Genomic DNA, 22,628 nt, shown 5'->3' on the forward strand with positions numbered 1-22,628 from the left:
ACCCGGGTGAGATCCACTCGCCGGTCCAACGAGCCCGCACGGGCCAGGTGACGGCCTCGGCCCGGACGTCACCCCAACGGGGGTGATCAGCGCCAGGACCAGCGGATTCCGTAGCGGCCCGGCTCGAGGTCCATGGCCAGCGCGTGGGCGGTGTGCGCCGAGTCCAGCGTCAGCGCCTTGACCCGTTCCTTGCCGTCGACGTCGGAGAACCGCACGACGTGCGCGGGCGGCGCGGCCGGGTCGAACCGCACCTCGATGAGGTACTCGCGGACCGGCAGCCTGCTCACCCGTTCGTGCTCGTAGGCCTGCGACAGCGGCTCCGGGCAGCGGATCTCGTGCTCGATGAGCACCGTCTCGCGCTTGGCGAGGGTGTGGCCGAAGAGCAGTTCGGTGGCGACCTGCCCGGTGCGCTCGTCGCGGCTGACCCGGCCGATGGCGCAGTTGCGGACCGGGACGACCTCCGGCACGGGCTCGTCGGGGCTCTCCCCCCACGCCACGATGACCAGCCGGTCGACACCGTCCTGTTCGGCGCGCAGGACCTGCCGGGTGCGCTGCACGTGCTTGGCGCGGTCGGCGCCCACGACGATCAGGTCGTGCACGCTGAGCCGCGTGAGCTGGTTGTCCTGGCTGATGTCGACGCCCACGACCATCCGGTCGAAGCCCTCGGGGTCCGACCACGGTGCGGCGCTGTCGATCGGCTCGGGCAAACGGTGCACGGTGCGGCCGCGCGGCTTGGGCGATTCCAGGAGCCTCCCCAGTTCGCCCGCGGGCAGGCCCAGCAGGTGTTCGACGTTGGCCAGCGCGGCCAGTGACTGGGGGCGTTCGGGCTGGCTGCGGCCGGACTGCCAGTAGCTCAGGGTCGCCAGGCTCACCGGTGTGCCGCGCTCGCGCAGCCGCTCGGCCAGCCGGTCGAGGGTCACGCCGCCCGCGTGGATCGCCGCTCGCAGTGCTTCGGCGAACGGTCTGGCGGGGGCCAACTCTTCGGTCACCCGACGAACGGTAGTTCGTGCGGCAGGCGGAGGAAAGTGCGTGCTACACCGTGTCCCAGGCGTCGCACGGGCCGCCTGAACTGGGACCACACCGGCGGACTCACATTCTTCGCGCCTCCGACCTAATTCGACGGGCCTTACTGTGAATGGGAATACAACCAGCCGGAATAGGGGTGGCGCGGCAGGTCCGAATTGCCGTAAGCAGCGGCCGGACTGGGAATGAACCGGCAATATCCGCATGTCGGGACGACCTTGTGAGCCTGGCGGTTACCGGACAGTATTGACCGGTAAGCGTGGTCGGCGTAGGTGAGGGCATACGCGGAACGCCGCGCTCGCATTCCTCCGGCGCCGAGATTCGGCGCTCCCCTGTAGGAGGTCAATCGTGAAACGCAAACGTCTGTCACTATTCATCGGCGCCTTGGCCGCGGCCGGCTTGCTGGTGTCGATGAACGGCCCCGCCTCGGGTGTCCCGGCCGGTCAGGAGCGCGCGACGGCCGAGTACCACGTCTCGGGTGTGCGGACCGCCGAGCAGCGGTCCGCGGTCGCCGCGACCGGCGCCGCGATCAACGGCGTCGAGGACAGCCGCACGCTGATCACCGCCACACCGTCCGAGGTCGCCAAGATCCGGTCCCTCGGCTACAAAGTCGAGGCTGAGGCGGCGCCCCTGTCGACCCAGGGTGCGAGCGGGATCCAGGACTTCCCCAGCGCCGACTCCGGCTACCACAACTACGCGGAGATGACCGCCGAGCTGAACAAGGCGGTCGCCGACCACCCGGGGATCATCACCAAGCAGGTCATCGGCAAGTCCTATGAGAACCGCGACCTGTACGTCATCAAGATCTCGGACAACGCGGCCACCGACGAGAACGAGCCCGAAGTCCTGTTCACCCACCACCAGCACGCCCGCGAGCACATCACCGTGGAGATGGCGCTGTACCTGGTTAACCTGTTCACCGACGGGTACGCGACCGACAGCAGGATCAAGGGACTCGTCGACACCCGCGAGATCTGGATCATGCCCGACGTCAACCCCGACGGCGGCGAGTTCGACATCAGCACCGGCTCCTACAAGAGCTGGCGCAAGAACCGCCAGCCCAACGCCGGATCGTCCTACGTGGGCACGGACATGAATCGGAACTGGGACTACAAGTGGGGCTGCTGCGGCGGTTCCTCCGGCAGCCCCAGCTCCGACACCTACCGCGGCCCGTCGGCCGAGTCCGCGCCCGAGGTCAAGGCGGTGTCGAACTGGGTCCGCTCCCGCGTCGTCAGCGGTGTGCAGCAGCTCAAGACCGCGATCGACTTCCACTCCTACAGCGAACTTGTGCTGTGGCCGTTCGGCTGGACCTACGACGACACCGCGCCGGGCCTGACCGCGGAGGACCAGAAGGTCTTCTCCACGATGGGCCGCGCGATGGCGCAGACCAACGGCTACACCCCGGAGCAGTCCTCGGAGCTCTACGTCACCGACGGCGCGATCGACGACTACCTGTGGGGCGCGCACAAGATCTGGGCGTACACCTTCGAGATGTTCCCGGCGAGCGGCGGCGGCGGCTTCTACCCCGGTGACGAGATCCTGGCCAGGGAGACCGCGCGCAACAAGGCCGCGGTGCTCTACCTGCTGGACTACTCCGACTGCCCGAAGCGCGCGATCGGCCTGACCTGCGACGGCACCCCGCCGCCCACCGGCAAGGTCTTCGAGAACGCCAACAACGTCAACATCCCGGACAACGGCGCCGCGGTCACCAGCGACGTCGTCGTCACCGGGGTCGCGGGCAACGCGCCCGCCGGCCTGCAGGTGGGGGTCGACATCAAGCACAGCTGGCGCGGCGACCTCGTCGTCGACCTGGTGGCCCCGGACGGGTCGACCTACCGGATGAAGAACTCGTCGAGCAACGACTCCGCCGACAACGTGATCACCACCTACACCGTGAACGCGTCGACCGAGATCGCGAATGGCACCTGGAAGCTCAAAGTCCAGGACATCGCCGCCCAGGACACCGGCTACATCGACAGCTTCAAGCTCGTTTTCTAAGCCCTGCCATCCGGCCGGTACCTAAGGGGACCGTGACGAAAGCCGACCACGGTCACCTCCAAATCCGCACCATCACATGCCAGGTAACCCAAACCCAAAATTTCGGGGAGGCGGAACAGTGTTTAGGAAAGTTCTTCTGACAGCGGTCGCGGTGGCCGCGGTCGCCGGCACCGCCGCTGGGCAGGCCCTCGCCGCCCAGCCGCCGTCGGATGACGTGTCACCGCAGGTCGTCGGCGGCAGCCCGGCGGCGCAGGGCGAGTTCCCCTGGATGGTCCGGCTCTCGATGGGCTGCGGCGGGGCGATGTACTCGGACCTGCTGGTCCTGACCGCCGCGCACTGCGTGAGCGGCACGGGCAACAACACCGGGATCACCGCCACCTACGGGGTCGTCGATCTGCAGAGCACCAGTGCGGTCAAGCGGACATCGTCCTACGTCTACAAGAACCCGGGCTACACCACGTCGGCGGGCGGCGACTGGGCGCTGATCAAGCTGTCCAGCCCGATCACCGGCGCGGCGAAGCTCCCCATCGCCACGACCACCGCCTATGACAGCGGCACGTTCACCGTCATGGGCTGGGGCGCCGCGTCCGAGGGCGGCAGCCAGCAGCGGTACATGCTCAAGGCCGACGTGCCGTTCGTCAGTGACACGTCCTGCAAGTCGTCGTACCCGTCGCTCAAGCCCGCCGTCGAGATCTGCGCGGGCTTCACCCAGGGCGGCGTGGACACCTGCCAGGGCGACTCCGGCGGCCCGATGGTGCGGCGCGACAACAACAACGCGTGGATCCAGGTCGGCATCGTCTCCTGGGGCGAGGGCTGCGCCCGGCCCAACAAGCCCGGCGTGTACGCCGAGGTGAGCGCGCTGTCCACGGCGATCGCCACGAAGGCCAAGGAACTCGACCCGAACTCCGGCGGCGGCGACCCCAACCCGCCGACCGGCAAGGTCTTCGAGAACACCAACAACGTCAACATCCCGGACGCGGGCACCGCGGTCACCAGCGATGTCGTCGTCACCGGCGTCACCGGCAACGCGCCCGCGACCCTGCAGGTCGGCGTCGACATCAAGCACACCTGGCGCGGCGACCTCGTCGTCGACCTGGTGGCGCCCGACGGCTCCACCTACCGGATGAAGAACTCGTCGAGCAACGACTCGGCCGACAACGTGATCACCACCTACACGGTGAACGCGTCGACCGAGGTCGCCAACGGCACCTGGAAGCTCAAGGTCCAGGACGTCGCCCGCTACGACACCGGCTACATCGACTCCTGGAAGCTCACCTTCTAGTCGGAAAGCCGGGCCGGTAAGCCGCGTGGTGCGGCGTACCGGCCCGGCTCTCTGTCACTAGGCGGGTAGACCGAGGCCGGCTGCCAGCACCGGCCAGGAGGCTTTGAGCTCGCGCTGCCAGTAGGGCCAGATGTGGCTGCCGCCGCCGTAGTAGTTGGTCGTCACCGGAATGCCCACCTGCTTGAGCTTGTCGGTGAAGGCGCTCGACGACAGCTTGGCGAGCGGCTCGATCATGAGGTCGGGACTGTTGCCGGGCGGGTCCAGTGGTCCGGTACCGCCGTCGCCCGAGGACACGTAGAGCTTGGTACCGCGCAGCTTCTCGACGTTGTCGTAGGGATTGTGCGCCGTCCAGATGCCGCGCTGCATCCACTCGTTGCCCCACAGGCTGTAGAAGTTCAAGCCCTCCCGCATGAGGATCATCTGGATGAAGTTCGGCACACCGTAGATGGTCGTGTTCAGCACGCCGCTGTAGCTGGCGGCTGCCTTGAACATGCCCGGGTGGCGGAACGCGTAGGCCATCGCGCCGTACCCGCCGATGGACAGCCCGGCGACCGCGCGCACCGTGCCCGCGCCGTAGCCGCGTTCGAGCAGCTGGCGGATCTCGGTGACGTGGAAGGTCTCCCAGTCCGGCTTTGTCGAACCACCGAAGTTCCACCACGCCGAGTACATGCCCGCCTTGCCGTCGCTGGGCAGCACCACCAGGACGTCCTTGTCGGCGGTGAACGCGGCGGCGTCGGTGAAGGCCGTCCACGACTTGTAGTCCTGGACCTCACCGGCGCCGTGCAGCAGGTAGAGCACCGGCCAGGTGCGGCTCTGGGTGTCCCAGCCGCGCGGCAGCAGCAGCCGCACCCAGCCCGACGTGCCGAGGGCGGGCGAGGTGATCCGCAGGTCCAGCGTGCGCTCGTCGACGCGGATCTCCTCGGCGATCCGGGCACCGTCGTCGGCGACCGCCGTGGTCCGCGCTCGCGACACCGCCTGCGCCTCGGCGGGCCCGTTCGGCAGCGCCACCACCACGGCCGCCGCGACCACGGCGGCGCACACCGCGGCTACCCACTTGGATCTGCGTAACATCGGCCGACCTCTTTCATTGCTGCAGATTGCTGGTTTTTGCTGTTACAGGGGGATGTTTCCGTGCTTGCGGGCGGGGACGGGCGAGGTCTTGCCACGCAGGGCGCGCAGCGCCGCGGTGACGGCGAGGCGGGTGCGGGCGGGTTCGATGACGCTGTCGACGTATCCGCGTTCGGCCGCGGGGTACGGGCTGTCCTGGTGCTGGGCGATCAGCTCGCGCTCACGGGCGGCGCGCTCGGCGCCCGACAGCGCCGCCAGTTCGCGCCGGTGCAGCACCTGCACGGTGCCTTCCGGGCCGACGACGGCGATCCGGGCGGTCGGCCAGGCCAGGTTCACGTCCGCGCCGAGATGCTTGGAGCCCATGACGGCGTAGCCGCCGCCGTAGGCCTTGCGCACCACCACGGTGACCTTCGGGACGGTCGCCTCGGCGTAGGCGTAGATCAGCTTCGCGCCGCGGCGGATGATGCCGCCGCGTTCCTGGTCCAGGCCCGGGAGGTAGCCGGGGACGTCGGCGAAGGTCAGCAGCGGCAGGTTGAACGCGTCGCAGAAGCGGACGAACCTGGCCGCCTTCTCGGAGGCGTCGATGTCGATCGCGCCCGCGCCGAAACGCGGCTGGTTGGCCACGACGCCGACCGACCGGCCGCCGACCCGGGCGAACGCGCAGATCATGTTGGGCGCGAAGGCGCCGTGCACCTGCAGCAGGTCGCCGTCGTCGACCACGCGGGTGAGGACGTCGATCATGTCGTAGCCCTGGTTCGCGCCGTCCGGCACGATCCGGTTGAGCTCGAGGTCCGACGCGGTCACCTCGGGCGCGGTGTCGTCGTCGTACTCCGGTGCGCCGTCGCGGTTGTTGGCGGGCAGATAGCCCAGCAGGGTCTTGACCCAGTCGATGGCGTCGGGCTCGTCGTCGGCCAGGTAGTGGGCGTTGCCGGACACCGTGGCGTTGACCCGGGCGCCGCCGAGGTCGTCGAGGGTGATCTCCTCGCCGGTCGCGGCGCGCAGGACGTCGGGGCCGGTGACGACCATCTGGGAGAGCTTGTCGACGACGACGGTGAAGTCGGTCAGGGCGGGTGCGTACACCGCGCCGCCCGCGCAGGGGCCGAGGATCAGCGAGATCTGCGGGATCACCCCGGAGGCGTTGGTGTGCCGCACGGCCAGTTCGGCGTACCGCGCCAGGGACGTCACGCCTTCCTGGATGCGGGCGCCGCCACCGTCGTTGATGCCGACGACGGGCACGCCGGTGCGGATGGCGAGGTCCATGACCTTGTTCACCTTCGCCCCGGACGCCTCGCCGAGGCTGCCGCCGAAGACGCTGAAGTCCTGGGCGTGCACGCAGATCGGGCGACCGTCGACGGTGGCGTGCCCGGCGACGAGGCCGTCACCGGTGGCGCCGGAGCCGTGCCGCGCGAACTCGTCGATCTCCACGAACGAACCGGGGTCGGTCAGCAGGGCTATCCGCTCCCGCGCGGTCAGCTTCCCCTTGGGGTGCTGGCGTTCGGCAGCGCGCTTCTCGGCCAGCCGGACGGCTTCCTCGCGGCGCAGCAGCAGGTCGTCGATGAGTTCACGGGTCCGGTCAGCCATGGCGCGCCTCCGTCTCGGCCAGGGCGGCGGCGAGCGTGGTCACGCCCGGCGGGTCGATCATGCTGAGGTGGTCGCCGGGAACCCGGACCACGCGCAGGTCCGCGCAGAGCTCGTCCCAGCCGAGGGCTTCGTCCTCACGCAGGTACCGCGGGTCGAGGGTGGTGGTCAGCGGGTGTGGGTCGGTGGCGCGCAACAGGAGCACCGGCCCGGCGTAGGGACGCGGGCGGTACCGCTCGGCGACCCGGGCGTCCACATAGGATGTGTACTGGTGGTGCAGGACGGCCTCGCCGATGCCGGGGACCGCGGCGAGCCTGCGCATGACGACGCCGATCTGGGCGTCCTCGTCGAGGGTGTCGAGGTCGTCCGGCAGGTCGAGCGCGACGCCGTAGGTGGACTCGACGTGCTCGGCGAACCGGGCGAAGCGGTCGAGCAGCACCCGGTCGTGGTCACCGCCCAGCTTGGGCAGGATCGTGTCGATGAGGAAGACCTGCTCGACGGTCTCGCCGACCTCGGTCAGCAGGTGGGCGATCTCGTAGGCCAGGCACCCGCCGAACGACCAGCCGCCCAGGCGGTAGGGGCCGCGCGGCTGGTTCTGCTTGAGGAGTTCGACGTAGCGGACCGCCTTGCCCTCCACTGTGGACTCGTCATCGATGCGTTCGTAGCCGTAGACCGGGAATCCCTCGCGGAGTGCGGCGACGAGCGGGCGGTAGACGCTGGTCGGGCCGCCCGCGGGGTGGAATAGGTGCAGCGGCCTGCCGTCGCCGTCGGCGCGCAGGACGTTGACCACTCCGTCGGTGGCGCCTTCGAGGTCGGCGCGCAGCAGGTCGGCCATCGCGGCGATGGTGGGCCGCTTGAACACGACCTCGGGCGGCGGCGGATCGGCGATCCGGTTGCTGATCGCCTCGTAGACGCGGCGCTGGGCGTCCTCGTCGGTGAGTTCGCGGTGCACACTGCCCGGGTCGCCGCCGAGCGCGTCGGCCCAGGCCAGGGCGAGCCAGCGTTCGCTGGGGTCGCGGGGACCGATGGCCACTGGTGCGGCGACCGCCCCGGAAGCCGGGAGTTCCAACTCCTCGCCGAGGTGGTCGGCGATCGCGGCAAGGCTGGCGCCGCGCAGCAGCAGCGAGACCGGCGGGGTGGTGCCGAGATCACGCTGCATCGCGGCCCGCAGGCGCATCGCCATGAGGGAGTCGAGGCCCAGGCCGGTGAGCGGGGCCGTTCGGTCCACTGTGTCCGGTGCGGCCCCGATGAGGGCGGCCAGCACGGCGGCGAGGTGGTCTTGGAGGACGGCCCGGGGATCCGGCTGCTCACGCAGCGCGGCGAGCCCAGCCCACCCATTGGGTTCCACGACGGTGGGAGCCGCGCCGATGAGCCCGGAGAGGAAGGGACGACGCGCCAGATCGGGGAACAACGCGAGGGTTCGCGCGGTGTCCAACCGGGCCACACCGATCCCGGACCGATCATGCGCCAACAACCCGGCCAGTGCCGAAAGCCCTTGCGCCGCACCAAGTTCAGCAAGCGCCGCCGCCGCACGAACCCCACCGCGACCCGAAACAACCCCCGCCGACACCCCCGCCCTTCCCTGGGGGGCGTCCCTGGTCCAGTCTATCGGCGCCTCGACCTCGGGGACAGGGGTGGCGTTGGGCTGTGGATCGTTCGGCGTGGATGTGGACAACTCCGAGGCGGTCCAGGCGCCCCAGTTGATGGTGATTCCGGGGAGGCCCTCGGCTCGACGCTGGTCCACCAAAGCGTCGAGCCACGCGTTGGCGGTGGCGTACGCGGCCTGCCCGGGTGAGCCGACCAACGCTGCCACCGACGAGAAGGCGACCCACCAGTCCAGCGACAGGTGCCGGGTCGCCTCGTGCAGGCGCAGGCCGCCGTGGACCTTGGGGCGCCAGACGCGCGCGATGCTCTCGGCGGTCAGGTTTGCCGCGGGGCCGTCGTCGAGGACGCCTGCCGCGTGCACCACTCCGCGCAGGGGTAGGCCGTCCCGGGTGGCGTGGGTGACGGCTTGTTCGGCGAACCCGGGGTCGGCGATGTCGCCGAGGAACACCTCGACGGCCACACCCCGCAGTGCCTCCATGGCCTCCGGGCGCGCGGTGCGGCCGCACAGCACGATCCTGGTCGCTCCCCCGTCACCCAGCAGCCGGGCGACCTGGACACCCAGTTCGCCGAGACCACCGGTCACGAGGTACGCGCCATCACGCACCGGCAGCTTCTCGGCGGTCTCGACCTGAGCCCGCGCGAGCCGAGCCCGCAGCCGCTTGCCGTCGCGCCAGCGGACTTCGTCGTCGTCGCGGTCGGCGTTCAGTTCGGCGGCGACGGCCTCAGCCCCATCAACACTGAGCAGGGTCGCCCGCAGCTCCGGGTGCTCGAAAGCCAGGACCCGGACCAGCCCACGCAGGCAGGCCACGCCAGGATCGTCGCCGCTGGTGACGATCCACAGCCGCGTCTCCCCCGCGTTCGCCGCCGTTCGCGCGGCGGTCAGCAGCAGCCGCTCCGCCGCCGCCGGGTCCGCCGCCGGTCCGGCGATCAACACGACTCCCGCGCGGCCGTCGAGCAATGATGGGACCAGTGACGGGTCGGGTGTGACCACGCGGTCCACCAAACCGGCCGCGAGCGCCGGGGATTCCTCGTCGGAGACGACCACCCACGAACGGGGCTGAACCACGGCCGCGGGCAGCGGGGCCGGGTCCCACCGGCGTTCCAACGCCAGCTCCGGCCAGCTTCCCGGCGCGCTGCCGAGCGCGGCGGCGCGGACGCCCGAGAACTCGACGACGACACCGCCCGCCTCGTCGAGCAGTTGCACGGTCCCCAGCAGTGTCCCGCCGTCCGGGCGCAGCGTCGCGACGCAGCGGACCCCGATCGCCGGGTTCCCGACGACTCGGACCCCGCCGATCGCGGTCGGCACATACCGGCCGTGCACCCCGGGCAGCCCGAGCGCGGCGGCCACCAGCGTCTGCAGGCAGGCGTCGGCCAGCGCCGGGTGCACCGCGAACCCGCGGTGCCCGCCCGCCTCCGCGGGCAGCCGCACCCGCGCGATCGCGTGCCCCGGCGAGGCGACAACCTCGGTCAGCCCAAGGAAAGCGGGCCCGTACTCCTGTCCGCCCGCGGCGAGGGCGGCGTAGACATCGGTCGGCTCACCCGCGGGCGGCGACGGCAATGGCGTCAGCGGCGACGAGTCGCGGCGGGCGGTGGCGGTGGCGTGGGTGACCCAGCCGCCGTCGGCGCGCGCCGACATCGTGATCCGGCCGTCCGGCTCGACCACCGTCGTGAGCTTGGTGTCCGGGCCCGGCACCAGGAACTCGGCGAGCACGAGGTCGGTGACAGCCACCCGGTCGGTCCCGAGCGCCTGGCGCGCGGCGGACAGCGCCACCTCGACGAACGCGGTCCCGGGCAGCACGACGACGCCGTACGCACGGTGGTCGGCGAGCCAGGGCAGCGGGTCCGCGCCGAGGTCGGCCTGCCACACGTGTCTGCCGTCGTCGGGCAGCTCCACGTGGTCGCCGAGCAGCGGATGCCGGTCGTCGGGGGCGCGGCGGGCGCTCACCCAGTGTGGCTCGTGCCGCCAGACCGGCCCGGGCAGGTCGACCACGGGCGATCGCGGGTACCGCGCGGCCAGGACCTTGGGGTGTCCGTTGACGTGCAGGGTCGCCGCCGCGTCGAGCCAGCAGGCCACCCCGGTGTCGCGGCGCAGGCTGGGCACCGCGAGCACGGGCACTCCCACCGAAGCGGCCGTCTGCTCGACGGCGGCGGTCGCGATCGGGTGCGGCGCGATCTCGACGAAGGCGCGATGTCCGGCGGCGAGCGCGGCCGCGACGGCCTGGGTGAAGCGCACCGGCCTGCGCAGGTTCGCCGCCCAGTACTCGACGTCGAACGCGGGCGGCTCGTCGGCGACGCTGGAGAAGCAGCGCACCCGTGGTTCGCTGGGCTGGATACCGTCCAGCCCAGCGCGGAAGTCGTCGAGGAACGGGTCGACCGCGGCGGAGTGGCCCGCGCCGCCGACTTTCAGCGCCTTGGCCAGCCTGCCCAGACTGTCCACATAGGAGACGAGGGCGGCGACAGAGGCCGGGTCGCCGGTGACGGTCAGCTGTTCTGGCGAGGCGTGGACGGCGATCCCGACCCCGGGGAACCGGTCGGCGACGGCGGTGAACTCGGCCTCCGACAGCTCCACCGCGGCCATCGCGCCCGCACCGGAGTCGTTGATCCCGGCCAGCAGCGCCGTGCGCGCGACCACGATCCGAAGTCCCTGGGCCAGATCCAGCGCGCCCGCGACCACCGCGGCCGCGACCTCGCCCACCGAGTGGCCGAGGACCGCGGCGGGCACGACCCCGTTGGCCCGCCACAGTTCCGCCAGCGCCACCTGCATGCCGAACAGCGCGGGCGCGGCCACGGTGAACTCGCCGATCGTGTCGGCGGAGAGCGCCTCCCGCAGGGAGAAACCCGCCTCCGCACGGAACAGCAGGTCCGCCTGGTCGACCGCGGCGGCGAACGCCGGTTCGGCCAGCAGCGCCCGCCCCATGCCCGGCCACGACGACCCGAACCCGGAGAACACGAACACGGGAGCTTCGGGGAAGTCCGCTGTCACGGGCGAACCCAGCGCCCGCAACCCCGCCACCAGCTCCGCCCGGTCATCGGCGACCACGGCCGCGCGCGAGGAGAGGTGGTCGCGCCGCACCGCCAGGGTCCCGGCGACGTCGGCCACCGCGATCTCCTGCCCGGCAGGCGACTCCAGCCAGTCGGCCAGGCGTTCCGCGCGGGCCCGCACCCCGTCCGCGGTGGGCGCCGACAAGGCGACCACCTCCGGCCGCGTGCTCTCCGCGGCGACCCCGGCCCGCGCGGCGGGCCATTCCTCAAGAACCACATGGGCGTTGCTGCCGCCGAACCCGAACGCGGACACCCCCGCGGTCGCCAGACCGCTGTAGCGCGGCCACTCGCCCGCGGTCGCGGCCACCCGCAGGCCCAGCGCGTCGAAGTCGATGTGCGGGTTGGGCGAGCGGTAGTGCAGCGTCGGCGGGATGCGGCCATGCGCCAGCGACAGCACGACCTTGATCAGGCCGACGATCCCGGCCGCGCCCTCCAGGTGGCCCAGGTTCGTCTTCACCGAGCCGATCAGCAGCGGCCGCTCCTCGCCGCGACCCGCGCCGAGGACCGCGCCCAGCGCCCCGGCCTCGATCGGGTCGCCGAGCAGGGTGCCGGTGCCGTGCGCCTCCACGTAGTCCACAGTGGACGGATCGACTTCGGCGGCCGGGTACGCCTGGGCGAGCAGCGCGTGCTGCGCGGCCGGACTCGGCGCCATCAGACCGTTGGAGCGGCCATCGGAGTTGGTGGCACTGCCGCGGATCACCGCGAGCACCCGGTCCCCCGCCTTGCGCGCGTCGGTGAGCTTGCGCAGCACGACCACACCGCAGCCCTCGCCGCGGACGATCCCGTCGGCGGCGGCGTCGAACGCCTTGCACCGGCCGTCGGGCGCGAGCACCCCGGCCCGGTCGAACGTCGCCGTGATCCCCGGCGTCAGCAGCACGTTGACCCCGCCCACCACGGCGAGGTCGGCGTCGCCGTGGCGCAGCCCCTGCACCGCCTGGTGCACCGCGACCAGCGACGACGAGCACGCCGTGTCGGTCACGAGACTCGGGCCGCGCAGGTCGAGCAGGTACGACAGCCGGTTCGCCACGATGGACGCGGCGGCGCCGGTGCCCGACCACGCGTCGACGGCGGTGTGGTCGGCCATGGTCATCGTGCCGTACTCGGCCGCCGACACTCCCATGTAGACACCCGTGCGGCTGCCGCGCAGCGAGCCGGGCGCGATCCCGGCGTGCTCCAGCGCCGCCCAGGCCACCTCCAGCACGATCCGCTGCTGCGGGTCCATGACCGCGGCCTCACGCGGGCTGATCCCGAAGAACGTCGCGTCGAATCCGGCCACATCGTCGAGGTAGCCGCCCGCGGCGGGCACGTCGTCGGCGCCGCCGGGCCAGCGCCCATTCGGTCGCGTTCCGACCGCGTCGCGCCCGGTTTCCAGCAGGTCCCAGAACTCCGCGGGCGAGTCCACTCCCCCGGGCAGCCTGCAGCCGAGCCCGACAACCGCGATCGGCTCACCCGGCGCGATGCTGGGCGCCGCGAGCACCGCCGCCGCACCGTCCGTGGCGGCGGCCGCGAGGGCGGCGATGGTCGGGTGCTCGTAGCCGAAGGTGGACGGCAGCACCCGCCCGACCCGCTCGCCAAGCTCGGCGACCAGCCCCACGGTGTCGCGTGAGGACAGTCCGTACTCCTGCAGCGGGCGGTCCGGATCGATGACCGCGATTCCCGTGGCGTCGGCGACCCGGCCGACCAGCCAGGCCACAAGCTCCCGGGTGCTCACACCGCCTCGGTCAGGATGTCGGCGAGGTAGCGGGTGCGGCACGCGCTGCGGGAGATCTTGCCGCTGGTGGTGCGCGGCAGCTCCTCCGGCTCGACGAGTCGGACCTCGCGCAGGGCAAGGCCGTGGGCACGCGCGACCGCGGCGCGGACCGCCGCGGCGACCTCGTCCGGGTCGACGCCGTTCACCGCCTTGGCCCGCTCGGCCAGCACGACCGCGCTCTCCCCGTCGGAGCCCGCCACCGAGAAGGCCACCACGTTGCGCGGACGGATCGCGCCGTGCGCGGACTCAGCGGTGCGCTCGACGTCCTGCGGGTAGTGGTTGCGGCCGTCGACGACGATGAGGTCCTTGATGCGGCCGGTCACGAACAGCTCGCCGTCGCACCACACGCCCAGGTCGCCGGTCGCCAGCCAGGAACCCTCGTAGCCGGGCACGGTGTTGCCGAAGGTGCGCCGTGACTCCTCCGGCCTGCCCCAGTAGCCCTGGCCGACGTTCGGCCCGGCCACCCAGATCTCCCCGACCTCGCCTGCGGGACGCGGGATGCCGGTGTCCGGGTCGACCACGAACACCCGCTGGCCGATCGACTGTCCACACGAGACCAGCCGGATCGAGTCCGGGTGGTTCGCCGACGCCGCCACCGCGTGCCCGGCGGCGAGTTCGGCCCGGTCCAGCCTGCGGATCAGGCCGCCGCGGCCCGCGGAGACGAAGACCGTGGCCTCGGCGAGCCCGAAGGACGGGCTGTACACGTCCGGCTTAAGCCCGCACTCGGCGAAGGCGGCGTAGAACCGGTCGATGACACCGGCCTGCACGGGTTCGCTGCCGTCGATCAGCGCCAGCACGGTGTCGAGCCGCAGCCGCGCCTTCTCCCAGTCCGACACCCGCGCGGCGCAGTAGCCGTAGGCGAAGCTGGGGGCGGCGGTGATCGCGCCGGGGTTGGCCGAGAGCGCCTGCAGCCACCGCTCCGGCTTCTCCAGGAACGCCAGCGGGTCCATCAGGACCGCGCGCATCCCGCTGGTCAGCGGCGCGGCGATCGACAGGACGAGGCCCATGTCGTGGAACAGCGGCAGCCAGCTCACCGACACCGAGTCCTGGCGCACCCCGTAGGCCGCGCACGCCTGGCGCGCGTTGGCGACCACGTTGGCGTGGGTGATCATCACGCCGCGCGGGTCGCCGGTCGAGCCGGAGGTGTACTGCAGGTAGGCGATCGCGTCCTGGGCGGGCGGGATCGGCGCGAAACCCGCGCCGAACGTCGCGGGCAGCTTGTCGACCGAGACGATCTGGTCGACCGGCAAACCGTGGGTGCGCAGGAAGTCCTCGACCTCGACGGCGGTGTCCTGAATGGTCAGGACGGTCTTCGCCCCGCAGTCGCGCAGCACTGACGCGAGCCGCTCACCGTGCCCGGGCAGGCCGGGCGGGAACAGCGGCACGGCGACCATGCCCGCGCGCAGGGCGCCGAGGAAGGCGGCGTGGTAGTCCGGTGTCTGTCCGATCAGGACCGCCACGGTGCCGCCTGGGCGCACCCGGCCGCCCAGCCACGACGCGACGGCGTCGACCCGCTCGTCGAGTTCGCGCCACGACCACTTCGTCAGGACTCCGCGCGGGTTCACCCGGTAGTCGAGGTGGCTCACCGCCGGGTCGTCGGGACACCGCCGCGCCCACGCCGCGAGCAGCCCGGGGAGATCATCGGCGGTGGTCTCGCCGTCGCCGAAAGAAGTGGAATTCATCTGCACCGTCCTCACCCGTGGGGCGACTGTGACACCAGGCGATAAGAGGCGACTTTCAATCCCCGCCGGGAGAAATGCTCGCTGCGCCAAGTTAAGCCTGCGTCTCATTTCAGGTCAACCGAGCGCTTATTCGGTCGTCTTTTTTATCAGCGGCCCGAGAACTCCGCCGGTTCACCGTGTGAATTCGACTAAGTCGGACCGCGAGCGCGGCGGCCGCCAACTGCAGCACCGCCGCGGCGATGAGGGCGTCGGTGTACCCGGCCGCGAAGGCGTCCACCCGCCCGCCCATGAGGACCGCCACGGCGGCCACCCCGAGCGCGCCCGCGAACTCCCTGGTGGAGCTGAGCAGGCCGGACGCGGCCCCGGTCTGGTCGTCGCCCGCCACGTCCAGCGCGAGCGTCGTGAGCGGCACGGTGAACGCCGAGCCGATGCCGACCAGGACCAACCCGGGCAGGCGCGGCCAGACCAGCGGCACGTGGTTGACCACCGCCACCATGATCAGCCCGGCCGCGACCAGGACCAGTCCACTCGCGACCGTGGCGCCCGGACCCAACGCGGCGAGCACCCTGGGCACCCACGGCGCCGTCACGATCAGCGCGACCGCCACCGCGACCAGCGGCAACGCGGCGTCGGCCGGGCCGAGGCCCAGGATCCGCTGGTGCGCCAGCGGCGTCACCACGCACACGCCGGTGACACCGAGCCCCCACAGCAGTTGCACCACGAGCGCCGTCCGAAAGACCGGGAGCCTGAGCAGGGCGGGAGGCAGCAGAGGGGCCGCGGTAGTGCGTTCCCGGAGCGCGAAGAGGGCCGCGACCAGCACCGCGGCGATGGTGAGGGCCGACGCCGCGGCGCCACCCTCGGCGAAAACCAGCAAGGCGGCGGTGAGCAGCAGCATCGTCAACGCGGCGAGGCCCGCCCCGACCGCGTCCGTGCGCCGCGCCCGGGTCGGTCCGGCGGGCGGCAGCACCGCCAGGCAGCAGGCCACGACCGGCAGCGCGCCCCAGAACACCCAGCTCCAGTGCGCGTACTGCGCCACCACCCCGCCCAGCGCGGGTCCGGCGGCGAGGGCCAAGGCGAGCGCGATGGTCCACAGCGCCGCCGCTCGCGGCCGAGCTTCCGGCGCGAGCCGGGTGCGCAGCAGGCTGAGGGTGGCGGGCACGAGCAGCGCGGCCGCAAGGCCCTGCGTGACCCGCCCGGCCAACAGCGGCTCCACACTGCGAGCCGCACCCGCGACAACCGTGCCCGCGGCGAAGGCGAGCAGGCCCGCGCGCAGCACCACGCGCTCCCCGAGCCGGTCGACGACCGCGCCCGCGGCGAGCAGCAGCGCGGCGAACGGGAGCAGATAGGCGACCGTGATCCCCTGCGTCGCGGTCACCCCGAGTCCCAGGTCGGCCGCGATCGACGGCGCCGCCGCGGCCACCACTGTGTTATCCGCGGCGGCGAGAAACGCTATCAACGCGACCGTGGCATGCACCCTGCTCATCCAGACCTCCGCGCGAAAGCCGGGAAATGGCGCGGAGAGGACATGGCGCGGACGTTAACTTCCTTAACCGTGTGATGTCGACGACCAGATAAATTCCTTGCGGCCCCGCACGAGGTTTCCCGAAATTCATTGTCACGGCAGTGCTAAATGTTCGGCCCGGGTGCGCGGCGGCCACACCCTGGGACGGCCCTGACCGAAGCGTCGACTTTTGCTACGTTCGGCCCAGTCGTCGGTGAGGATGAGGTCGCGTGAACAAGCTCGTCGGAGCCGGTCTGGACCGGAAGAGCCACACCCCGCTGTGGTCGCAGCTGCACGCGGACCTGCTGCGCCGCGTCGGCCTGGGCGAGTTCGACGACGCGTTCCCCGGCGAGTTGGCTCTGGCCGCCGAATACGAGGTCAGCCGCAACACCGTGCGCGAGGCCCTGCGTCGGCTGCGCGCCGACGGGGTCGTCGTCGCCGGCCGCGGGCAGCAGCCCCGGATCGGCAAGGCCACGGGGATCGCCCAGCCCCTCGGCGCCCTCTACAGCCTCTTCGCGTCGGTCCGCGCGTCCGGCATGGACCAGCGCAGCACCGTGCGCATCCTCGACGTCCGCGCGGACGCGCTGGTCGCGGTGCGCCTCGGGTTGGAGGAGTCGACGCCGCTGCTCTACCTGGAACGGCTGCGCCTCGCCGGTGCCGAACCCCTCGCGGTGGACCGGGTCTGGCTGCCCTACTCGGTGGCCGCCGCTCTGCGCACGGTCGACTTCACGCACACGTCGCTCTACCACGAACTCGACACCAGGTGCGGGGTCCGGCTGACCGGCGGACAGGAACACATCAGGGCGGTCGTGCCGACACCGGCCGAGCAGCGCCTGCTGGAGATCCCGCCGGGGGTGGCGGCCCTCGCCATCGACCGCACCGGCACCGCGGACGGGCAGCCGGTCGAATGGCGGCACACCCTGGTGCGCGGCGACCGGTTCAGCGTGGTGGCCGACTTCTCGGCCCGCTCCGGCTACCAGCTGCTCGACGTGCGAGCCGGGAAAACCTGACCTACCAGTTCGCGGGGACCGCTTCGACGCACAGCCCGTAGGACGAGTCGATCACCGTCGGGAAGTACGGGGCGGCCACGCTCGGGAACGCGCACGGCGCCCCCGGGGACTGGTGGTACCGCAGCCACAGCGGCGGCGCGGGAACGGCGGGTGTGAGACCTCCCCTGAACCCCCCGACCGCGGAATGCGGTTCCGGTTCAGGCGAGGCCCCGGGCCAGCACCCCGGTGATCCCATCAAAACACCCTTCCCGCACGGGCAAGATCAGCCTGCGAGCCGACCGGGCGGGGGCATCGCCGTCGCGTCGTCCGCGGGCCGAACTCGTCCGCGCGCACCACTTGCGAATCGGTCGACTGTGCAGAAAGGGACAGACACGGACCCCGCCAACCTCGGGCGTAAGGCGGGCAATGCAGCGGGGTCCGTGGCTGCTACGGGCCGGATTCCCACCGGGCCCGAGTTCTTAGGCACGCTATTGCGTTGTGCTGTGGTGGTCGCCCGGGAGCGGTTGGTTTGCGCGCCCAGTCGCCCCGGGCGACCGAGGACAACGTTATTCGCGGGCCTGGACCCGAGCATCGGGGAAAACCCTAGGGTGCCCTAACGGCCGGTGAACAAGGCTCTGACCTGGCTTAATCCCGTTCCACCAAGTGCCCCACGACATCCGGTCCAGGGTGTGCGTGACCGGATCCGTCGCGGCGCGCGTCGGCCTCCGGCAACTCGACCGCGACCCCGGTCAGGCTCGACCCCGCGGGCCGTGGCCCGACCCAGGCCAGGGCCAGTTCCGTCTCGCCCTTGAGGAAGCGGTGCGACCGCACACCGCCGGTGGCCCGGCCCTTCGGCGGGTAGACGTCGAACGGGGTGACCTTGACGCTCTGGCCGGTCGAGGTGACCAACTGCGGGGCGCCGTGCTCGGGGTCGTCGGTGCGAACCGCGCCGAAGAAGACGGCCGAGGCGCCCGCGGCCAGGTTGATGCCCGCCATGCCGCCGCCCTTGAGGCCCTGCGGCCGCACCAGCGAGGCGGCGTAGCGCAGCAGCGACGAGTCGGAGGAGACGAAGACCAGGCTCTCGGAGCCGTCGGTGAGCCAGGTCGCGCCGACGATCTCGTCGCCGTCCTTGAGGCTGATCACCTCGAACTCGTCGGACCGCACGGGCCATTCCGGCGAGCAGACCTTCACCACGCCTTGGCGGGTGCCTATCGCCAGCCCGGGCGATGTGCCCTCGTCGAGCGGGGCGATGCCGATGACCCGCTCGCCCTTGTCCAGCGACACCAGTTCGCTCGCCGCCATGCCGCCGCTGAGCGAGACCGTGCCGCTCTGTTCGGGCAGCACCGGCAGCGGGAGCACGTCGGTCTTGACCGCGCGGCCCCGGTTCGTGATCAGCAGGACCTGGCCGCGGGCGGTCGAGTGGACCACCGCGGCGACCGCGTCGTGCTTGACCCGGCCCTTTCGCCTGCGTGCCTCGGAGGACTCCTCCGACTCGGCGGCGGTGCGGGCCACCAGGCCGGTGGCCGACAGGATCACCTGGCACGGGTCGTCGGTGACCTCCAGCGGCCCGGCGGGCTTGGACGCGGCCAGGACCTCCTTGAGGTCGCCGTCGATCAGCGCGGTGCGGCGCTCCTCGGCGAGGTCCTTCGCGACGGCGGCGAGTTCGGTGGAGACGACCTTCCGCAGCACGGCCTCGTCGTCGAGGATCTTCGACAGCTCGGCGATCTCGGCCCGCAGCTTGTCCTGTTCGGACTCGAGCTCCAGCTTGTCGTAGCGGGTCAGGCGGCGCAGCGGGGTGTCGAGGATGTAGGTCGCCTGGATGTCGGAGAGCTTGAACTTGTTCATCAGGCCGGTTTTCGCCGCCGACGCGTCGTCGCTGCCGCGGATCAGCTTGATCACCGCGTCGATGTTGAGCAGCGCGATCAGCAGGCCGTCGACCAGGTGCAGTCGCTCCTCGCGCTTGCGGCGGCGGTAGCGGGTGCGGCGGGTGACGACCTCGTAGCGGTGGCGCAGGAACACTTCCAGCAGCGCCTTGAGCCCGAGGGTCTGCGGCTGGCCGTCGACGAGCACCAAGTTGTTGATGCCGAAGGACTGTTCCATCGGGGTGAGCCGGTAGAGGTCGGCCAGGAGCGCCTGCGGGTTGACCCCGACCTTGCACTCGACCACCAGCCGCGTCCCGTTCTCGCGGTCGGTGAGGTCCTTGACGTCGGCGATCCCGGTGAGCCGCTTGGACTTGGTGACCTCGTCGGTGATCTTCTCGATGATCTTCTCCGAGCCCACCTGGTAGGGCAGCTCGGTGATCGTGATGGCCTGACGGCCGCGACTTCCTTCCAGCGGCCCGATCTCCACCTTGGCGCGCATCCGCACCACGCCGCGGCCGGTCTCGTACGCCTTGCGCACCTCGTCGAGACCGAAGAGCATGCCGCCGGTCGGCAGGTCGGGGCCGGGGATGAACTCCATCAGCTTGTCGAGGGAGGCATCCGGGTGGTTGACCAGCCAGCGCGCGGCGGCCACGACCTCACCGAGGTTGTGCGGGATCATGTTGGTGGCCATGCCGACCGCGATGCCGGAAGTGCCGTTCACCAACAGGTTCGGGAACGCGGCGGGCAGAACTGTGGGCTCCTGCAGGGAACCGTCGTAGTTCGGCCGGAAGTCCACAGTGTCCTCGCCGAGCTCCCCCACGAGAAGCATCGCGGCTTGGGACATGCGGGCCTCGGTGTACCGGCTGGCGGCCGGCCCGTCGTCGGGGGAACCGAAGTTTCCATGCCCGTCGACCAACGGGGTGTTGAGCGAGAAGTCCTGCGCCATGCGGACCATGGCGTCGTAGATCGCCATGTCACCGTGCGGGTGGTACTTGCCCATGCAGTTATGGATGATGAAGCCCTCGACGACGAAGGCGTGCTCATCCGAACCGACCTGGATGTCGAACGTCGTGTCCGGCTCAACGGGTTCGACCGACTCGACTTCGAGGAACGAAAGCCCTGACAGGGTGTCAAGCCGAGCCGCGAGCGGCGAGCCCATCCTCGCGAGCTTGGCAGACCAGCCATCGGCTTCGGCACGCCAGAGTGGGAATGAGCGGTCGGCCAGCGAGTTGCCGTGCCGATCCTTGCCGTAGCGAACACTCGTGCCGGTCACCGTCGACAGACTGGATCGGAACGACTTGCCGTCGCGACCCTTGAACCATCCGCCACCGAGATGCGCGGCCGTGAACTCTGCCGCGACCGCCCGCCACGGCAGCCGATCGTTGCCCTGCTTGCCGCCATAGGAGTAGGAGATATCCCTCAGATCGTCGAGCCCGTCCTGCTTGTATCCGATTCGCACCCAGGGGCGCAGCAACGAGGCCAGCGTGGCCGCATCCCTCCCGGATACGGAAAGACCCATCAAGGAGTCTTTGCCCTCAGTAGGCGGGTTCGCCCAGCGATGGCCATGAATGCCTAGGTCAGCCAAGATCGAATGGACCTGACGCAGCATTCTGCTGCTCGTGCTGACCAACACGATCTCACGATTGCGCTTGCGCACATACCCGTCGCCGTCGAAGAAGCCCGCGAGGAACGGCATCCATGCGGACCGATCGGCCAAGACCGACATGGGGACCGACTTCAGCGCACTGAGCGGCGTACCAGCCTCCAGCAGACCCTCGTGCCTTGCGAAGGTGACGATGTGCTGGTCGCGGTGCCTCGGGTTCTTGGCTTCCCGCTTGCCACGGGTGACATTGAGGCCTGCCGAGATCGCCCAGCCGTGCGCCACGTCCAGCGGCTCGGTATCGACCATGTGGATCCGCACGCGGCCGTCCGCGCTCCTCGCTCGGTCGACGGCGAATCCCTCAGCCGCTACGAGTCCGAGCACGTACGGGTAAACATCGTCGCCGCGCTCATCCGACTCGTGCCTGCCGCTCCCGAATGCGACCGTCCGGCAACCGGTGAGGTCGCGCGCCTCGGTCCATCCTGTCGTGAGGTCGTCCGCGACGGTACGGAACCGCTGACCCGGGGTGACCAACATGGTGTGCCCGTTAGACCAGGTGACCCTGACCAATTCGGAAACGGGGTTCTCGTAGACGGCGGTCACCGGCACTGGGCGGCCTGCGGGATCGAGTACCAGTTCGCCCAGTTCGATGTCCTCGATGGGACGCAGCCCCTCGGGCGTGGACACCAAAGCGCCGCGGACGAAGCAGTCGCCGACGACACGGGAGGACTTCACGTAGGCGTGGGTCGGGCGATAGCCCTGCTCGTTCATCGAGAACAAGATGCGGCGGTGGACCGGCTTGAGGCCGTCGCGCGCGTCGGGGAGGGCACGGGAGTGGATGACCGAGTACGCGTACTCCAGGTAGGAGTCCTCGATCTCGACCTTCACCGGGTTGTCGAAGACCTGGGCTCCCGCCCGGTCGAACGCTGCGGGGTCGATCTTCGTCGAAGTGCCCTTGCGGCGTGCCATTGCTCAGTGCTCTCTTTCGTGCGGACTGCTCAAGTCACATGTCGATGGCGGACTGGTCGACCCGCGCGGCCGACTCGACGAGCCAGTTGCGCCGGGGTTCGACCTTCTCGCCCATCAGCAGTTCGAGGGCGGCCTCGGCGGCTTCGGCGTCGTCGAGGGTGATGCGGCGGACCGAGCGGGTGGCCGGGTTCATCGTGGTGTCCCACAGTTCGTCGGCGTCCATCTCGCCGAGGCCCTTGAAGCGGGGCACTGGGGTGACGATCGACTTGCCCGCCTTCTCCAGCCGCGCGACGGTGGTCTCCATCTCGCGCTGGCTGAAGGTGAAGTGGGTCTCGGGGTTGCGGCCCTTGGTGGTGATCTTGTGCAGCGGCGGCATGGCGGCGTAGAGCCTGCCGTCCTCGATCACCGGGCGCATGTACTTGGCGAACAGGGTGATCAGCAGCGTCCGGATGTGCGACCCGTCGACGTCGGCGTCGGCCATCAGGATGACACGGCCGTAGCGCACGGTGGACAGGTCGAACGTGCGGCCGGTCCCGGCGCCGAGAACCTGCACGATGGAGGCGATCTCGACGTTGCGCAGGGTGTCGGCGAGGCTGGCCTTCTGCACGTTGAGAATCTTGCCCCGCAACGGAAGCAGCGCTTGATACTCCGACACCCGGGCCATTCGCGCGCTGTTGTG

General features: G+C 70.9%; 10 protein-coding genes and 3 pseudogenes. 5 read left to right on the forward strand and 8 right to left on the reverse strand.

Annotated features, from left to right (window positions below; translation table 11 throughout):
- Positions 1 to 86: 86 nt before the first annotated feature.
- A complete protein-coding gene (locus C8E96_RS27670) occupies positions 87 to 989 on the reverse strand; it encodes a helix-turn-helix domain-containing protein (RefSeq protein WP_091383612.1) in 903 nt (300 codons plus the stop codon).
- Positions 990 to 1,434: 445 nt separating this feature from the next.
- On the opposite strand from C8E96_RS27670, the pseudogene C8E96_RS27675 reads away from it, so the two are divergent.
- The 4 genes and pseudogenes from C8E96_RS27675 to C8E96_RS34685 form a co-directional block, all read left to right on the forward strand.
- Positions 1,435 to 2,613, forward strand: a pseudogene (locus C8E96_RS27675) (M14 family metallopeptidase); the annotation flags it as partial.
- Between the two features lie 171 nt (positions 2,614 to 2,784).
- Positions 2,785 to 3,021: a proprotein convertase P-domain-containing protein gene (locus tag C8E96_RS34275; RefSeq protein WP_267464202.1), complete on the forward strand. Its 237-nt coding sequence runs from the start codon at positions 2,785 to 2,787 to the stop codon at positions 3,019 to 3,021.
- A gap of 76 nt (positions 3,022 to 3,097) precedes the next feature.
- A pseudogene (locus C8E96_RS34515) lies at positions 3,098 to 3,916 on the forward strand (S1 family peptidase); the annotation flags it as partial.
- A 144-nt stretch (positions 3,917 to 4,060) separates the two neighbouring features.
- The gene (locus tag C8E96_RS34685; RefSeq protein ID WP_407642686.1) at positions 4,061 to 4,303 is read left to right on the forward strand and encodes a proprotein convertase P-domain-containing protein; all 243 of its coding nucleotides are present in this window, start codon (positions 4,061 to 4,063) and stop codon (positions 4,301 to 4,303) included.
- A gap of 57 nt (positions 4,304 to 4,360) precedes the next feature.
- Here C8E96_RS34685 and C8E96_RS27685 read toward each other — a convergent pair whose 3' ends face one another.
- The 5 genes from C8E96_RS27685 to C8E96_RS27705 all read right to left on the reverse strand — a co-directional run bounded on the left by C8E96_RS27685 (position 4,361) and on the right by C8E96_RS27705 (position 16,511).
- A complete protein-coding gene (locus C8E96_RS27685; protein WP_091383610.1) occupies positions 4,361 to 5,374 on the reverse strand; it encodes an alpha/beta hydrolase in 1,014 nt (337 codons plus the stop codon).
- A gap of 42 nt (positions 5,375 to 5,416) precedes the next feature.
- Positions 5,417 to 6,952, reverse strand: a complete 1,536-nt coding sequence (locus tag C8E96_RS27690) for an acyl-CoA carboxylase subunit beta (protein ID WP_091383609.1) — start codon at positions 6,950 to 6,952, stop codon at positions 5,417 to 5,419.
- The gene (locus C8E96_RS27695) at positions 6,945 to 13,307 is read right to left on the reverse strand and encodes a type I polyketide synthase (RefSeq protein ID WP_091383608.1); all 6,363 of its coding nucleotides are present in this window, start codon (positions 13,305 to 13,307) and stop codon (positions 6,945 to 6,947) included. The genes C8E96_RS27690 and C8E96_RS27695 overlap by 8 nt, the downstream gene beginning before the upstream one ends.
- Positions 13,304 to 15,028, reverse strand: coding sequence for a fatty acyl-AMP ligase (locus C8E96_RS27700; protein WP_091383607.1), 1,725 nt, complete (start codon positions 15,026 to 15,028; stop codon positions 13,304 to 13,306). The genes C8E96_RS27695 and C8E96_RS27700 overlap by 4 nt, the downstream gene beginning before the upstream one ends.
- Positions 15,029 to 15,137: 109 nt before the next feature.
- Positions 15,138 to 16,511: an MFS transporter gene (locus tag C8E96_RS27705; RefSeq protein WP_091383606.1), complete on the reverse strand. Its 1,374-nt coding sequence runs from the start codon at positions 16,509 to 16,511 to the stop codon at positions 15,138 to 15,140.
- Between the two features lie 248 nt (positions 16,512 to 16,759).
- On the opposite strand from C8E96_RS27705, the gene C8E96_RS27710 reads away from it, so the two are divergent.
- A complete protein-coding gene (locus C8E96_RS27710) occupies positions 16,760 to 17,539 on the forward strand; it encodes a GntR family transcriptional regulator (protein WP_091383605.1) in 780 nt (259 codons plus the stop codon).
- Between the two features lie 624 nt (positions 17,540 to 18,163).
- Here C8E96_RS27710 and C8E96_RS27715 read toward each other — a convergent pair.
- Complete coding sequence (locus C8E96_RS27715; protein WP_091383604.1) at positions 18,164 to 21,949, reverse strand: DNA topoisomerase (ATP-hydrolyzing); 3,786 nt, start codon at positions 21,947 to 21,949, stop codon at positions 18,164 to 18,166.
- Positions 21,950 to 21,983: 34 nt separating this feature from the next.
- Positions 21,984 to 22,622: pseudogene (locus C8E96_RS34525) on the reverse strand (toprim domain-containing protein); the annotation flags it as partial.
- Positions 22,623 to 22,628: the final 6 nt, after the last annotated feature.

The organism is Actinokineospora alba (assembly GCF_004362515.1).
Taxonomy (GTDB): domain Bacteria; phylum Actinomycetota; class Actinomycetes; order Mycobacteriales; family Pseudonocardiaceae; genus Actinokineospora; species Actinokineospora alba.